18 protein-coding genes are annotated in these 13,213 nt (G+C 66.9%); 8 read left to right on the top strand and 10 right to left on the bottom strand.

All coding sequences use genetic code 11. From position 1 onward, the window contains the following. Window positions 1-3 precede the first annotated feature (3 nt). Complete coding sequence (locus tag K3F48_RS16565) at window positions 4-714, top strand: phosphorylase (protein WP_255609197.1); 711 nt, start codon at window positions 4-6, stop codon at window positions 712-714. Here K3F48_RS16565 and hpnH read toward each other — a convergent pair. Continuing rightward, window positions 655-1,806, bottom strand: coding sequence for an adenosyl-hopene transferase HpnH (hpnH, locus tag K3F48_RS16560; RefSeq protein ID WP_222576538.1), 1,152 nt, complete (start codon window positions 1,804-1,806; stop codon window positions 655-657). The two genes, K3F48_RS16565 and hpnH, sit on opposite strands and share 60 nt — an antisense overlap. Window positions 1,807-2,125: 319 nt before the next feature. Between hpnH and K3F48_RS16555 the strand changes: the two genes are divergently transcribed. From K3F48_RS16555 to trpB, 4 genes are all read left to right on the top strand, one after another. Beyond that, window positions 2,126-2,293, top strand: coding sequence for a hypothetical protein (locus K3F48_RS16555; protein WP_222576537.1), 168 nt, complete (start codon window positions 2,126-2,128; stop codon window positions 2,291-2,293). Between the two features lie 433 nt (window positions 2,294-2,726). Continuing rightward, entirely contained in the window at window positions 2,727-3,395 is a 669-nt protein-coding gene (locus K3F48_RS16550; protein ID WP_222576536.1) for a phosphoribosylanthranilate isomerase, read from the top strand. Window positions 3,396-3,399: 4 nt separating this feature from the next. After that, window positions 3,400-3,888, top strand: a complete 489-nt coding sequence (locus K3F48_RS16545; protein ID WP_255609196.1) for a DUF29 domain-containing protein — start codon at window positions 3,400-3,402, stop codon at window positions 3,886-3,888. An 80-nt stretch (window positions 3,889-3,968) separates the two neighbouring features. Continuing rightward, entirely contained in the window at window positions 3,969-5,216 is a 1,248-nt protein-coding gene (trpB, locus tag K3F48_RS16540) for a tryptophan synthase subunit beta (protein ID WP_222576535.1), read from the top strand. Between the two features lie 42 nt (window positions 5,217-5,258). Here the strand turns inward: trpB and K3F48_RS16535 are convergent, their stop codons facing one another. Beyond that, entirely contained in the window at window positions 5,259-5,759 is a 501-nt protein-coding gene (locus K3F48_RS16535) for a DUF2867 domain-containing protein (RefSeq protein ID WP_222576534.1), read from the bottom strand. Then, window positions 5,756-6,244 carry a helix-turn-helix domain-containing protein gene (locus K3F48_RS16530; protein WP_222576533.1) on the bottom strand — a complete coding sequence of 163 codons (489 nt, stop codon included), beginning with the start codon at window positions 6,242-6,244 and terminating at the stop codon, window positions 5,756-5,758. Before K3F48_RS16530 ends, K3F48_RS16535 begins: the two co-directional genes overlap by 4 nt. A gap of 85 nt (window positions 6,245-6,329) precedes the next feature. Between K3F48_RS16530 and K3F48_RS16525 the strand changes: the two genes are divergently transcribed. Together K3F48_RS16525 and K3F48_RS16520 are read left to right on the top strand one after the other, a co-directional pair. Further along, a complete protein-coding gene (locus tag K3F48_RS16525; protein WP_222576532.1) occupies window positions 6,330-7,262 on the top strand; it encodes an NmrA family NAD(P)-binding protein in 933 nt (310 codons plus the stop codon). Window positions 7,263-7,274: 12 nt separating this feature from the next. Next, window positions 7,275-7,763, top strand: a complete 489-nt coding sequence (locus tag K3F48_RS16520) for a PaaI family thioesterase (protein WP_370631439.1) — start codon at window positions 7,275-7,277, stop codon at window positions 7,761-7,763. A gap of 16 nt (window positions 7,764-7,779) precedes the next feature. Here the strand turns inward: K3F48_RS16520 and K3F48_RS16515 are convergent, their stop codons facing one another. The 3 genes from K3F48_RS16515 to parC all read right to left on the bottom strand — a co-directional run bounded on the left by K3F48_RS16515 (window position 7,780) and on the right by parC (window position 10,880). Continuing rightward, window positions 7,780-8,100 carry a DNA-binding transcriptional regulator gene (locus tag K3F48_RS16515; RefSeq protein WP_222576531.1) on the bottom strand — a complete coding sequence of 107 codons (321 nt, stop codon included), beginning with the start codon at window positions 8,098-8,100 and terminating at the stop codon, window positions 7,780-7,782. Continuing rightward, on the bottom strand, window positions 8,097-8,465 hold the full coding sequence (locus K3F48_RS16510; protein ID WP_222576530.1) for a type II toxin-antitoxin system RelE/ParE family toxin: 369 nt from the start codon (window positions 8,463-8,465) through the stop codon (window positions 8,097-8,099). Before K3F48_RS16510 ends, K3F48_RS16515 begins: the two co-directional genes overlap by 4 nt. A 156-nt stretch (window positions 8,466-8,621) precedes the next feature. Then, entirely contained in the window at window positions 8,622-10,880 is a 2,259-nt protein-coding gene (parC, locus tag K3F48_RS16505; RefSeq protein ID WP_222576529.1) for a DNA topoisomerase IV subunit A, read from the bottom strand. A 206-nt stretch (window positions 10,881-11,086) separates the two neighbouring features. Here parC and K3F48_RS16500 point away from each other — a divergent pair, with 206 nt between their 5' ends. After that, window positions 11,087-11,335, top strand: a complete 249-nt coding sequence (locus K3F48_RS16500) for a hypothetical protein (RefSeq protein WP_222576528.1) — start codon at window positions 11,087-11,089, stop codon at window positions 11,333-11,335. Between the two features lie 4 nt (window positions 11,336-11,339). Here K3F48_RS16500 and recO read toward each other — a convergent pair whose 3' ends face one another. The 4 genes from recO to K3F48_RS16480 form a co-directional block, all read right to left on the bottom strand. After that, window positions 11,340-12,062 (bottom strand): DNA repair protein RecO, encoded by a 723-nt coding sequence (gene recO / locus K3F48_RS16495; protein ID WP_222576527.1) that lies wholly within the window; start codon window positions 12,060-12,062, stop codon window positions 11,340-11,342. A gap of 101 nt (window positions 12,063-12,163) precedes the next feature. Then, window positions 12,164-12,394: a DUF1737 domain-containing protein gene (locus K3F48_RS16490; protein ID WP_222576526.1), complete on the bottom strand. Its 231-nt coding sequence runs from the start codon at window positions 12,392-12,394 to the stop codon at window positions 12,164-12,166. Between the two features lie 102 nt (window positions 12,395-12,496). After that, window positions 12,497-12,769 (bottom strand): DUF6460 domain-containing protein, encoded by a 273-nt coding sequence (locus tag K3F48_RS16485; protein ID WP_222576525.1) that lies wholly within the window; start codon window positions 12,767-12,769, stop codon window positions 12,497-12,499. 24 nt (window positions 12,770-12,793) lie between these two features. Then, window positions 12,794-13,195, bottom strand: coding sequence for a hypothetical protein (locus K3F48_RS16480; RefSeq protein ID WP_222576524.1), 402 nt, complete (start codon window positions 13,193-13,195; stop codon window positions 12,794-12,796). Window positions 13,196-13,213: the final 18 nt, after the last annotated feature.

Below are 13,213 nucleotides of genomic sequence, written 5' to 3'. Positions count from 1 at the left end.
CGCTTGGACGGCCATGATGACGACGAGCCCCCGCGCTTTCTCATCATCACCGGGCTGCTCAGCGAGCGCGCCTGCGCGGAGGGCGAGGGATTGGTGCCGATTTGCAGCGGCGCCGATACGGAGGGACTGCGCGCGGCGTTGGAGCGCACGCAGGGCTTCGCCCTCGCCGGCGTGGTCAGCTTCGGCATAGCGGGCGGACTGGATCCGGCTCTGCATCCGGGCGATGTCGTCGTCGGCAGCGCCGTCGTCGCCGACGGCGTGCGCTACGAAACCAGCGCGGAGCTCTCGGGGATTCTGAGCGAAGGGCTCGCCGCGGCGGGCGGCAAGATCGCTTCCGGCGTCATCGTCGGCGTCGAGGCGCCCGTGCTCGATCCGAGGGCCAAAGCGGCGCTGCGGTCGAAGACCGGCGCCGTCGCCGTCGATATGGAAACGCATATCGCCGCGGACTTCGCCGCGCGTCGGCGCCTGCCGTTCGCAGTGGTGCGCGTCATCAATGATCCGGCGGCGCGCGCGCTGCCGCCGCTCGCGCAGACCGCGGTGACGCCCGACGGCGGCGTCGACCTCAAGGCGGTGTTCCGCGATCTCGCCCGCGAGCCGCGCCAGATCGGCAATCTCATTCTCGCCGGACTGGACTTCTGCAAGTCCTCGGCGACGTTAGGCCGCTGTGGGCGTCTTCTCGGCCCGCTTCTGAGCCTCGGCCTCCCGGAGCTCTGACAGCGTCGCCACATTGGCGTCGAAGACATATTGCGCCGGCCGCTGCTTCTCGAGCGAGATGTCCGGCGCAAAATCGCCTTCGGTGCGCACGCCGCGCAGAGCGACCAGAGCCGCCTTCCACGGACGCGCGACGGCGTCCTGCACGGCCGTCGCCTCGAAGCCGCAATGCACCATGCAATCGGCGCATTTCTCATAATTGCCGACGCCATAGGAGTCCCAGTCGGTCTCCTCCATCAGCCGCTTGAAGGTCGGGACATAGCCCTCGCCGAGCAGGTAGCAGGGACGCTGCCAGCCGAACACGGTGCGCGCCGGATTGCCCCAGGGCGTGCAATGATAGGTCTGATTGCCGGCGAGGAAATCGAGGAACAAAGTCGATTGCACGAAGGACCAGGCCTTGCCGCCGCGGCCGCGCCGCAGCACGTCGCGGAACAGCTCCTTGGTGCGCGCGCGGTTCAAGAAATGCGCCTGGTTCGGCGCGCGCTCATAGGCGTAGCCGGGCGACACGGTCATGCCGTCGACGCCGAGGCGCTTCGCCTCGTCGAAGAAATCGGCGACGCGCTCGGGATCGGCGTCCTGGAAGAAGGTGCTGTTGATGGTGACGCGGAAGCCCTTCGACTTCGCCAGCGCGATCGCCTCGACCGCGCGCTTGTAGACGCCCTTCTGGCTCACGGCGCGGTCGTGCATCTCCTCGTCGCCGTCGAGATGGATCGACCAAGTGAAATAGGGGCTCGGCTCATATTGATCGATCTTCTTGGCGAGCAGCAGCGCATTGGTGCAGACGATGGCGAATTTCTTGCGCGCCATGATGCCTTGCACGATCTGCGGCAGCTCCTTGTGCAGCAGCGGCTCGCCGCCGGCGATGACGACGACCGGCGCGCCGCATTCGTCGACCGAGGCGAGGCAGTCCTGCGCCGAGAGGCGCTTGTCGAGAATATGATCGGGATAGTCGATCTTGCCGCAGCCGGCGCAGGCGAGATTGCAGCGGAACAGGGGCTCCAGCATCAGCACCAGCGGATAGCGCTTCCGGCCGGCGAGATGCTGGCGAAGGATATAGCCGCCGATCGACCAAATATAGCGGAGCGGAATGGACAAGAACGCTGTTCCTTCTCAGGCTGCCGCGCCTCATGGCTCGCCGGCGCCGCGACTTCGAAGCCGCTTGGACGCCTCGGGACCGAGCGCGCTCAAAGTTCTTCTGATCTAACACGAAAGCTCCGCAGCGCAAACCGGCGCCGCTCATCGCGGGCCGAGGCGCGGGAGCGATTGGACTGGACCCTTTCCATTATCGAAACTGGCGGTTTCACCGCGGGCCCGGGCCGCAATGATCGACTCGGCCGAAGTCTCACGGCCTGGAGCGAAGCACCGGACCGAGCGTCTCGTCGTCGACGCTCGGTCCGAAAAAAGGGAGGAGAAAATGGCGTTGCAAGTTCACAGCAGCGGCGATCTGGGCAAGACCATATTGTGGATCGCGGCCGCCGTCGCCTTCGTCGCCATCGCGCTGTCGAAGGGGCCGGAGTGGCTCTCGCCCGACAGCGCGAATGTCACTGGCGGCACCGGCGCGACGAGCCGCATGATCAACTGATCGCCCGCTCGCCCGGCGTCCCGGAGGCAGCGCCTCCGGGGCCCTCGCATCGACGGCCGGCGCCGGACCCGACGCCGCGGCATGTCGGCGCCCCCGCCGGGCCGCTCCCACCCAACTTCTTCCCCGATCCGGGTCGCTCGACCCGTCCCGGCGCCTCGCCGGACGGCGCGCTCGCGCGCCCTGCAGGAAACCGACGCGACAACGGGTCGCAGCTGGACCCCATGTTTGCGCGAAATTGGGGGTTTTTCCTGACACGCCATAGCGTTACCACTCGCCCGCTCCATCTTGCGTCCCACGCGGACGCTTTATGTGGCGATCCGAATAGACTTGCCTCGCCGGCTTCGGCCGCGCGAGGCTTTTTCATGCTCCAGCGGCCCCATGGTAGAAGGGCGGCGAAATTCGCCCATGCGTCCGAAAGGCGCGGGAGATCAGCTTGTCCGACATCCGCGTCAAGATCTGCGGCCTTTCCACTTTGCCGACGCTCGAGGCGACGATCGCCGCGGGCGCGGATATGGCGGGCTTCGTCTTCTTCGAAAAGAGCCCGCGCCATATTTCGCTGGAGACGGCGCGCGCTCTCGGCGCGGTCGCGCGGGGCCGCATCCGCAAGGTCGCACTCAGCGTCGACGCCTCCGACGCCGATCTCGACGCCATGGTCGAGGCGCTGCGGCCGGACCTTCTGCAATTGCACGGGAGCGAGACGCCGGAGCGCGTCGGCGCGGTGCGGGCGCGCTTCGGCCTGCCGGTCATCAAGGCGATCGGCGTCGCGACCGCCGCCGATGTGGCCGCGGCGCAAGCCTATCGCGACGCGGCCGACAGTCTGCTCTTCGACGCCAAGCCCGCGCCGGACGCGGCGGTCCCCGGCGGCGCGGGCGTTCGTTTCGACTGGGAGCTGCTGCGCGGCCATGCCGGCGATTGGATGCTGTCGGGCGGCCTCGATCCCGCCAATGTGGCCGAGGCGCTGCGGGCGACCGGCGCGCCGGCGGCCGATGTGTCGTCCGGCGTCGAAAGCGCGCGCGGCGTCAAGGACGCGGGGAAGATCGCGGCTTTCGTCGCGGCGGCGCGGAGGCGCAGCGGTGATTTCGACATGGCGGGCGCGATATGAGAGGATGAAAAATACAGCTGACCTGCGGCTCTCGCGCGAGGAGGAGGCGGCGATGACGGGGTCTTGCCTCTACGACAAGGACTTCTATGCCTGGGCGAAGGAGCAGGCCGCTCTGCTGCGCGCCGGCGACCTCGGCCGCGCCGACATCGCTCATATCGCCGAGGAGATCGAGAGCATGGGCCGGACCGAGAAGCGCGAGCTCGTCAGTCGGCTGACCGTGCTGCTGCTGCATCTGCTGAAATGGCGGCATCAGCCCGTCGGCCGAGGAAACTCCCGGCGTCTCTCCATCGCGAATTCGCGGGACGAGATCGTCGATCATCTCGCCGACAATCCGAGCCTTAAGTCTCTGCTCGACCCCGCGCTGGCATCGGCCTACCGCTACGCCCGCCGCAAAGCGGCGGTCGAGACCAATCTGGCCGAAGAGACGTTTCCCTCGATCTGTCCCTGGTCGTTCGACGAAATCATGGACGAGCGCTTCTGGCCGGAGGCGTGACGAGAACGCCCGCGCCCCGCTTTCATCGCGGCGACGGAGGGTCTAAGACAGCCTCGCAAGACGACCGGCGAGGACGCGCGATGAATCAGCAGGCCTTAAACTCCTTCCGCAACGGACCGGACGAGAACGGCCGCTTCGGCCTGTTCGGCGGGCGCTTCGTCGCCGAGACGTTGATGCCGCTGATTCTCGACCTCGAGCGCGCCTATGCGCATGCCAAGGCCGATCCGGCCTATCAGTCCGAGCTCGACAGCCTGCTGAAGCATTATGTCGGCCGGCCGAGCCCGCTCTATTACGCCGAGCGCATGACCGAGCATCTGCGGGCGCTGGCGGCCGAGCAGGGCGGCGACGGCGGCGCCAAGATCTATTTCAAGCGCGACGAGCTGAACCACACCGGCGCGCATAAGATCAACAATGTGCTGGGCCAGATCCTGCTCGCGCGGCGCATGGGCAAGAAGCGCATCATCGCCGAAACGGGCGCCGGCCAGCACGGCGTCGCCACCGCCACCGCCTGCGCGCGCTTCGGGCTCGAATGTGTCGTCTACATGGGCGCGGTCGATGTCGAGCGGCAGAAGCCGAATGTCTTCCGCATGAAGATGCTCGGCGCCGAAGTGCGGCCGGTGCAGTCCGGCGCGCGCACGCTCAAGGATGCGATGAACGAGGCGCTGCGCGACTGGGTCACCAATGTCGCAAACACCTTCTATTGCATCGGCACGGCGGCCGGCCCGCATCCCTATCCCGCCATGGTGCGCGATTTCCAATCGGTGATCGGTAATGAAGCGAAAGCGCAGATGCTCGAGGCGGAGGGGCGGCTCCCCGATTCGCTCGTCGCCTGCATCGGCGGCGGCTCCAACGCCATCGGCCTGTTCCACCCTTTCCTCGACGACGCCTCGGTCGAGATTTACGGCGTCGAGGCGGCGGGCCATGGGCTCGATGTCGAGAACGGCCACGCCGCCTCGCTCGCCGGCGGACGGCCCGGCGTGCTGCACGGCAATCGCACCTATCTCCTGATGGACGACGACGGCCAGATTCTCGAAGGCCATTCGATCTCCGCCGGCCTCGATTATCCCGGCATCGGCCCGGAACATTCCTGGCTGCGCGACATCGGCCGCGTGACCTATCTCTCGGCCACCGACAGGCAAGCGCTCGCCGCCTTCCAGCTCTGCTCCAAGCTCGAGGGCATCATCCCGGCGCTCGAGCCCTCGCATGCGCTGGCCAAGGTCATCGATCTCGCGCCGCAAAAGCCGCGCGACCATCTGATGGTGATGAATTTATGCGGCCGCGGCGACAAGGATATTTTCGCGGTGGCGGAATATCTGGGCGGCATGTGAGCGGCGGGGCGCTCGCCGATTTTCGATGCGCGCCCGGTGCGATCACGGCGCGGCGCGGCGCATCATGGCGCGCACCACCAGCGGATGGATTCGTCCGACCGGCGCCATATACGAGCGGCCGATCCAATTCTTGATGTGGACGACGGTCGTCACGGTGTAGCGTGCGTCGTCCTTCAGCACGGACACGCGCACGTCGAGATGGCTGTCGTCGATTCCGAGAACGAGCTCGCGCTCGTCGATCGCGCTCACGTCGAAAATGCCCATGCGGTCGCCGATGCGATAGGCGATGGCCGGGCGCTCCGTCGCATCCCTCATGGCGCCGACATCGCGCAGGCCGATGCGCCGGGCGAGCGCGTTGCGGATCGCCATCAGCCGGGAGACCCAATCCGGGGTCGCGCGGGCGATGCGCAGAAAAATCTCGGCCGGCGTCGCCTCCGCGTCGATCAGCGGCGCCGTGTAGGAGTCGCAAAAATCCGCCGAGTCGAAGGCTGCGCGCAACAGGCTCTCGGCCGGCGGATGCGTCGCAAAAACGGGCGTCGTCATTCTGTCTTCCCTCCGCCGAAGCGGCGCTCGACCACGGCGTCGGCTCCGGGGCCGGGCGTCACGACGAGATCCCGCGCGCGGAGAGGTCGTCCCTCTCGCGAGGCCACCTCGAGCGGAGCGATCTCCTTCCCGGTCTCGCGCTCGACGAGCGTCACCGGCTCGCGCCCGCTGTTGATCCAGCGATCGCCCCATTGCATCAGCGCCACCAGCACCGGCAGCAGCTCGCGGCCCTTCTCCGTCAGGCGATAGGCCACGGGATTGCCCCGCCCCGGCTCCGGCTCGCGGTCCAATACGCCGGCCTCCACCAGCTTGCTCAGCCGATCGCTGAGCACATTGCGGGCGATGCCCAGATTGGCCTCGAACTCGCCGAAGCGCCGGGCGCCGAAGAAGGCCTCGCGCACCACCAGCAGGGTCCACCACTCGCCGAGAATTTCGAGCGATCGGGCGATGGAGCAGATCTGCGAGGGGAATTCGGCGTGTCTCATGTGGCGACGCCATCATATTTGGTCTCTTGACGCAACTAAATATATTTGGTTGCATAAGAGAACCAAATTATTCGGGGAGGCGTCGATGGTGCGACGTGGACAGGTTCTGGTCACCGGCGCGGCCGGAACCCATGGCGGGACCGGCCGTTTTTTGATCGAGGAGCTGATCGCCCGCGCCATCCCCGTGCGCGCCTTGGCGCGCGTCGCCGACGAGCGGTCGGAACGCCTGCGCGCGCTCGGCGCCGAAATCGTCATCGGCGATCTCACGCGGCTCGACGACATGCGCCGCGCCTTGGACGGCGTCGATGGCGTGTTTTTCTGCTACCCGCTCGCCCCCGGCCTGCTGCAGGCGGCAGCCACCCTCGGCGCGGCCACGCGCGAGGCCGGGACGAGGACGATCGTCGATCTCTCGATCATGATGGCGGCGCCCGATCATCCGAGCCCGGTGTGCCGGGACCATTGGCTCGCCGAGCGCGTGCTCGATTGGGCCGACATGAGTTCAATTCATTTGCGCGCCGGCTTCTTTTTCGAGAATCTGCTCCGCTTCTGCGCCAGAGACATTCGTGAGGACGATCGGATCCTCCTGCCCTTCGGCGAGGGCGACGCCGCGCTCGCCTGGGTCGGGGCGCGCGATGTGGCCGCGGTCGCCGCGGCGATGCTGGCGGAGCCCAGCGCCCATGCGGGACGGACCTTTGACGTGACGGGCGACGCCATTCTCTCGATCAAAGAGATCGCCGAGGCCATGAGCGCGTCGCTCGGCCGTCCAATTCGCTATGAGGCGACGCCGCTCGCCGATTGGCTCGCCCATGTCGCCCCCATTCTCGGGGAGAATGCGCAATTGCGCGCTCATGTCGGCGTGCTCGGGCGGGTCTTTTCGTCCGGCCGCGTCATCGGGCGCGTAAATGATCTCGTCTCACGGCTGACGTCGCGACCGGCGCAGAGCGCCGCCGCATTCGCACAGGCGCATGCCGCCGATTTCACCGCCGCCGCTCCGGCGTCCTCCGTCGCTTCATCATGAAAGGCGCTTTTCGTGACCGACACATCGCTTCCCGACGCTCTAAATAAGGCGCGCGCACTCGACGGAATGGAGTTTCTTCGCGCGCTGGCGGACGGCCGCATTCCCCCGCCGCCGATCACCACGCTGCTCGGCTTCGCTCCGAGCGAACTGGAGCGCGGTCGCGTCGTCTTCACCGGAACGCCGGACGCCCGCCATTACAATCCGATCGGCTCGGTGCATGGCGGCTATGCGGCGACGCTGCTCGACTCCTGCATGGCCTGCGCCGTCCATTCCATGCTGGAGGCCGGCTGGAGTTACACGACCCTCGAGCTGAAGGTGAATTTCGTCCGCGCCATCACCGCCGCAACCGGCGACGTGCGGGCGGAAGGCAAGATCCTTCACCTCGGGCGCCGGATGGCGACGGCAGAGGGGCGTCTGACCGACGAGCGCGGCCGGCTGCTCGCCCATTCGACGACGACCTGTCTCGTCATCGGAGCGGAGTCGTCGAGGGAGCCGGAATAAGGCGCGGGCAGAGCGCTCATAGGATCGCTTCGATGCCCTTGCGATCGGCGAGGGCGAGCAGCTTCAGCGAGGGGCCGCTCGGCCGCGTCTCGCCGCGCTCCCATTTGCTGACGAGAATCTTGCTCACATTCAGCGCCAAGGCGAAAGTCGCCTGACTCATATTGGCTTTTTCGCGGATTTTCTTGATGGCCTCGGGCGACAGCGGCTCGGCCGGCGTCAGGCAGCTCACGTCGAACCGCCGCATGGTCGCCTTGTCGATCGCGCCGACCGCATGCAGGTCCTCGGCGATCTCGTGAAGAGATCGGAGCGCATCGCTCCGATAGCTCTTATTTGTCATAGCTCGATCTTTCGCCATCCTCGTTGCTCGCCGAGTGCGTGCAGCTCTGCATCCGTCAGCCGGTCCAAGAACCGCGCCAATTCGAGATACTCCGCTGATTCCGAATCCGTCAGATTCGCCTTTGCGCTTTTGGAGAACAGGTGCAGGAACACGGCGAGCTTCCCCCTCCTGTAGAAGACGACCGCGCGCGACCCTCTCGCGGCACTCAGAGCACCCCGCGGGATCCTCTGTTTGATCAGTCTCCCACCAAGATCCGCATCGATCAGCCCGCGCTCTGCCTTTTCGATAACGGCTCGGCAATCTTCATCGGAAATTCCCGCCTTCTTCGCTTCGCGCTGAAACGATTTCGGAATGTGGATATCCATAGCGTATCTCTCTTGGCCTTGACTGTGCCGTGATGATGATGATGGCGTCCATGCGATGTCCTCTCTCTCCAGGGTGATTCCCCCCATGTAGGCCCGGGGGTGAACAAGGGCCTATCTATAATAATGTATATTACTCTTCAAGAGCCCCACACGCGGTTATCCACCGAACCGATTATTCTTCGGGAATCCCCGCGGCGGCAGCCGCCCCGCCTCCGCCCGATGCGCGATCCACTCCGCCAGCTCGCGCTTCTCCACAGTGTGGACGCGGGCGGATGTGTCCGTCCATGTCAGCCCATCCGCCAATGCGAACACCTTGGCGTCGGCGACGCCGCCGTCTTTGTAGCGCTGCAGCCGCACGCCCTTGCCGCGCGCCATTTGCGGCGTCTCGGAGAGCGGGAACACCAGAAGCTTGCGATTCTCGCCGATGATCGCGACATGGTCGCCCACGGCGGGGGCGACGATCTTCAGCTTCGCTGGCGGGTCGACGTTGAACACGGCCCGGCCCTTGCGCGTCGTCGCCACGAGATCATTCTGCGAGACGACGAAGCCGCGGCCGTCGTCGGAGACCAGCAGCAGCAGCGCGTCCGGCGCATGCGGCAGAACCGTCACGATCGCCGCATCCTCGTCGATGTCCGCCATCAGCCTTATCGGCTCGCCATGGCCGCGCCCGCCGGGGAGCTTGGCCGCGTCCAGCGTATAGGCCTTGCCGTTCGAGGTCAGCGCCAGAACCTTGGACGTCGTCTGCGCGAAGAAGGAGGTGTCGAGCGCGTCATCGCCCTTGAACTGCAGCTGCGAGAGGTCCGACACATGGCCCTTCAGCGCGCGGATCCAGCCCTTTTGCGTCACCACCACGGTGATCGGCTCGCGCTCGATCATCGCCTCGGCGAGATCGATATCGGCGGCCTCGGGCGCGTCCTCGAATGTGGTGCGGCGCTTGGCGAGCCTGGCGTCGGCGCCGATCGTCTTTTTCAGCTCGCGGATCTGAGCAGTGATCGCCTTCCACTGCTTGCCCTCGTCGGCGAGCAGCGCCTCGACCTCCTTCTTCTCCTCCTCGAGCTTTTCATGCTCCTTGCGCAGCTCCATCTCTTCCAGCTTGCGCAGAGCGCGCAGACGCGTGTCGAGAATGTAATCGACCTGCACGTCGGTGAGATCGAAGGTCGATTTCAGCACCTGCTTGGGCTCGTCCTCCTCGCGGATGATGCGGATCACCTCGTCGAGATTGAGGAAGACGATGATCATGCCGTCGAGCACTTCGAGACGGCGGATGATGGCGGCGAGGCGATGGCGCGAGCGGCGCTCCAGCACCTCGCGGCGATGGTCGAGCCATTGCCGCAGCGCTTCGTCCAGCGAGACGACGCGCGGGACGGCGCCGTCGACGAGCACATTCATATTGACGGGAAAGCGGATCTCCAGCTCGGAGAGCTTGAACAGCGTCTCCATCATCAGCGCCGGATCGACGGTGCGCGCGCGCGGCTCGATGACGATGCGCACATCCTCCGCCGATTCGTCGCGCACATCGCCGGCGAGCGGCGCCTTTTTGTCGACGACCAGCTCGGCGAGCTTTTCGATGAGGCGGGACTTCTGCACGCCATAGGGAATCTCGGTGACGACCGCCACCCATTGGCCTCGCGCCGTTTCCTCCTTGCGCCAGCGCGCGCGCAGGCGAAACGAGCCGCGGCCGGTGCGATAGGTCTCGACGATCTGCGGACGCGGATCGACGACGATGCCGCCGGTCGGAAAATCCGGCCCCTGCACGAAATTCAGCAATTGCTCGGCGCTCGCCTCGCGATGCGAGATCAGATAGAGCGCCGCATCGCACAGCTCCGAGAGATTATGCGGCGGCACAGAGGTCGCCATGCCGACGGCGATGCCCTGCGCGCCATTGGCGAGCAGATTGGGCAGCGCCGCCGGCAGCACCACCGGCTCCTGCTCCTCGCCCGAATAATTGGGACGGAAGTCGATCGCGTCCTCGTCTATGCCTTCGAGCAGCAGCCGCGCGACGGCGGTCATGCGCGCTTCGGTGTAGCGATAGGCGGCGGCGGCGTCGCCGTCGACATTGCCGAAATTGCCCTGGCCGTCGACCAGCGGATAGCGCGAGGAGAAATCCTGGGCGAGGCGCACCAGCGCGTCGTAGATGGCCTGGTCGCCATGCGGATGGAAGGAGCCCATCACATCGCCGACGATCTTCGCGCATTTCTTGAACGGCGCGTCCGGCGCGAGACGCAATGTCTGCATGCCGTAGAGGATGCGTCGATGCACGGGCTTCAGCCCGTCGCGCGCGTCGGGCAGAGCGCGGCCGGTGATGGTGGAGAGGGCGTAGGTGAGATAGCGCTCCTCCAGTGCCTCGCGCAGCTCGACCGGGATCAGCGCCTCGCCGCCGCCGGCGTCCCCCGCCGGCGTTACGCTCTTGGCCATGTCGAACGCTCTCCTTCCGCCGCCGGGCAGGCGATTCGGCGCCTTCGCCCGCGCGGCCTCGTCTATAGCCCGCCGCCGCCCGGGCGTGAACCATGTCGCACGCGAAGCATTGCCGCTGCGGCCGAGTTCCAGTAAGACGGCGACGCTTCGCGCCAGCGGCCCGCCGGCCGCATCGACGCCGGAGCGCATTCTCCTCGAGCCGTTCCATGAAGAAGCCGCTGCTGATCCTGATCACGCTCGTCGCCGGGCTGTCGCTGACGCGCGCCGACGCCGGGACTTTCGAATTTCCGCTGCTCGACTGGCTCGCGGCGGGGCCGGACGAGCCTGCGTCCAAAGAAGCGAGGCGGCCCGCCGCCTCCCCCGAGGCGCTGTGCAAGGAGGTCGACGTGCGGGTCGACGAGGGCTATGGGGTCAGCGGCCGCGAGAAGCGCGTCGTCTGCGACGACGACCGCTGACCGCTCATCTCGACGCCGCCGCGCCCACATAGAGCGCGCGGGCCTGAGGGGCCGCGAGTCCGCGTGGCGTGAACACGTCGCGGGAGAGAAAATGCCCGGTCAGGCGGAAGGCCGCGGCGAGCTCGGCCGGGTCGGCCGGAGCGCTCGAGGCCTCGCGCAGAAAGGCCGGAAAGGGCAGCAGCCTGTCGCTCCAGGGCGCGCCCGCGTCGCGAGTCACCGCGCGGCCGGTCTTGGGCGAGACATAAGCGAGATGTTCGGTCGCGCCGGTGAGGGCGCATCGCTCGAGATCGAGGCCGAAGCCGAGCGCCTGCAGCAGCGCCAGCTCGAAGCGCGCCATCAGCGCCGGCGCGAGATCGAGCGCATCGAGACGGTCGGCGATCACTTCCGCCATCTCGAACAGCTCGCCCTGCGGATCGCGCTCCGGCAGCAGGCGCAGCAGCGCGGACAAATGGGCGACGCCATGCAGAGCGAAGGCGCGGTCGATGAGCCGCGCCGCGCGCGAGCGCAGCGGCTCCACCGCGAAAGAGCCGAGATGCTCCTCGAGCCGCGCCCGCCACAGCGCCTCGACGCTGTTGCCGATCTGCAGAACGGAGCGGAGGGTGCGGCCGGAGCCGCCGCGCACGAGGCCGAGATGACGGCCGTGCGCCTTCGTCATCAGCTCCAAGATGACCGCGGACTCGCCGTGGCGGCGGACGCCGATGATGAGCCCTTCGTCCCGCCAATCCATGCGCGCTCTCTTTTTGTTCGGAGCGAATTCTGATCGCGGTCCAGGGGTCGCGCTTGGACCGCGAGCCTGAGAGGCTCGCTCAAATCGGCTGAACCGCGCTGCTAGAGATCTGAGAGCTTCACGTCGGGCGTATATTGGAAATCCTCGACATCCTTGGTGATCGCCTGGCCGCAGATCACCCGGCCCTTCGTGGCGTCGAAGGTGAGCGTCGGCGCGCCGTAGAGCGACCAGCCGAGGCTCAGCGCCTCGGTGACGCGCTTGCAGAATTCGGCGTCGTCCGGCCCCGTGAGATAGCGATAGACGGTCGACCGCTTGCCTCGTCCATTGGACATCGTCAGCCTCTTCGAATGGGTGGCCGCAAGGCGCGGATCGCCGGCGGCGCGCTGCCCCTCAATCCATGGACGGGGCCTCGCGCGCAAGCGAATTCTGGCGGCTCACTGCTTGCCGCCGCCGAGCTTGAACAGGCGCAGCACGAGCCACACCGGCACCACGATCATCGCTCCAGTCAAGACATATTCGGCGACGAGCTTCACCGCGCCGACGCCGAGCGAGGAGATATGGTCGAAGAACCGCCGCACGCCATGGAGCAGATCGATGGGCCGCAGCTCCAGCCACATCAGCAGCGCGCCGACGACCAGCGAGACGAACAGGAGCTTGACGAACACCTGCAGCGGCGAGCCGCCGAGAAAATTATCGATCGAAGACATCACCGTCCTTCTCGTTAGCCCCGGTCAGAGACGCTCGCCCTCGGGCGTCTCCTCGCGGAAGAGCTTCATCATGCGCCGCACGAATTTTTCGGTAAAGGAGAGCGCGCGGTCGAGCTCCTGCTCGCCCGGCCAGGGCTTCTTCGGCGCCTCCGCCCCGCCGAGCTTGGCGCGCAGCTCGGCGTTCTCGCGCGAGAGGCGGGCGATCTCCGCCTCGAGCGCGGCGCGCTCGTCGGCCGCGGCCCGGCAGACGGAGAGCCCATCCTCGACGGCGCAATGGGCGACGGCGCCGGTCTCCTTGTCGAGCCGCAAAAAGCCATTGGGCGCCGGCGTCATGGCGAAGCGGCCGGTCTCCGGCGCAGGGGCCTGGTCTTCGGCGCGGGCGGCGCCGACGAGCAAGACGAAAACGAGGATCGTGATCGCGCGCATGGGTTTCGTCCTGATTGG

Origin of the sequence: Methylosinus sp. Sm6 (assembly GCF_019802345.1) — a bacterium.
GTDB lineage: Bacteria > Pseudomonadota > Alphaproteobacteria > Rhizobiales > Beijerinckiaceae > Methylosinus.
Note: the sequence above shows the minus strand (reverse complement) of the source record. Positions and strands in the feature narration are given on the sequence as shown.

Excerpts from the sequence above, each read along its gene's own strand:
- K3F48_RS16530 (WP_222576533.1), bottom strand. The coding sequence starts at position 6,244 with ATGAGACACGCCGAATTCCCCTCGCAGATCTGCTCCATCGCCCGATCG.
- K3F48_RS16510 (WP_222576530.1), bottom strand. The coding sequence starts at position 8,465 with ATGGATATCCACATTCCGAAATCGTTTCAGCGCGAAGCGAAGAAGGCG.
- K3F48_RS16480 (WP_222576524.1), bottom strand. The coding sequence starts at position 13,195 with ATGCGCGCGATCACGATCCTCGTTTTCGTCTTGCTCGTCGGCGCCGCC.
- K3F48_RS16500 (WP_222576528.1), top strand. The coding sequence starts at position 11,087 with ATGAAGAAGCCGCTGCTGATCCTGATCACGCTCGTCGCCGGGCTGTCG.
- K3F48_RS16490 (WP_222576526.1), bottom strand. The coding sequence starts at position 12,394 with ATGTCCAATGGACGAGGCAAGCGGTCGACCGTCTATCGCTATCTCACG.
- K3F48_RS16525 (WP_222576532.1), top strand. The coding sequence starts at position 6,330 with ATGGTGCGACGTGGACAGGTTCTGGTCACCGGCGCGGCCGGAACCCAT.
- K3F48_RS16545 (WP_255609196.1), top strand. The coding sequence starts at position 3,400 with ATGAAAAATACAGCTGACCTGCGGCTCTCGCGCGAGGAGGAGGCGGCG.
- K3F48_RS16485 (WP_222576525.1), bottom strand. The coding sequence starts at position 12,769 with ATGTCTTCGATCGATAATTTTCTCGGCGGCTCGCCGCTGCAGGTGTTC.
- K3F48_RS16555 (WP_222576537.1), top strand. The coding sequence starts at position 2,126 with ATGGCGTTGCAAGTTCACAGCAGCGGCGATCTGGGCAAGACCATATTG.
- recO (WP_222576527.1), bottom strand. The coding sequence starts at position 12,062 with ATGGATTGGCGGGACGAAGGGCTCATCATCGGCGTCCGCCGCCACGGC.
- K3F48_RS16515 (WP_222576531.1), bottom strand. The coding sequence starts at position 8,100 with ATGACAAATAAGAGCTATCGGAGCGATGCGCTCCGATCTCTTCACGAG.
- K3F48_RS16535 (WP_222576534.1), bottom strand. The coding sequence starts at position 5,759 with ATGACGACGCCCGTTTTTGCGACGCATCCGCCGGCCGAGAGCCTGTTG.
- parC (WP_222576529.1), bottom strand. The coding sequence starts at position 10,880 with ATGGCCAAGAGCGTAACGCCGGCGGGGGACGCCGGCGGCGGCGAGGCG.
- trpB (WP_222576535.1), top strand. The coding sequence starts at position 3,969 with ATGAATCAGCAGGCCTTAAACTCCTTCCGCAACGGACCGGACGAGAAC.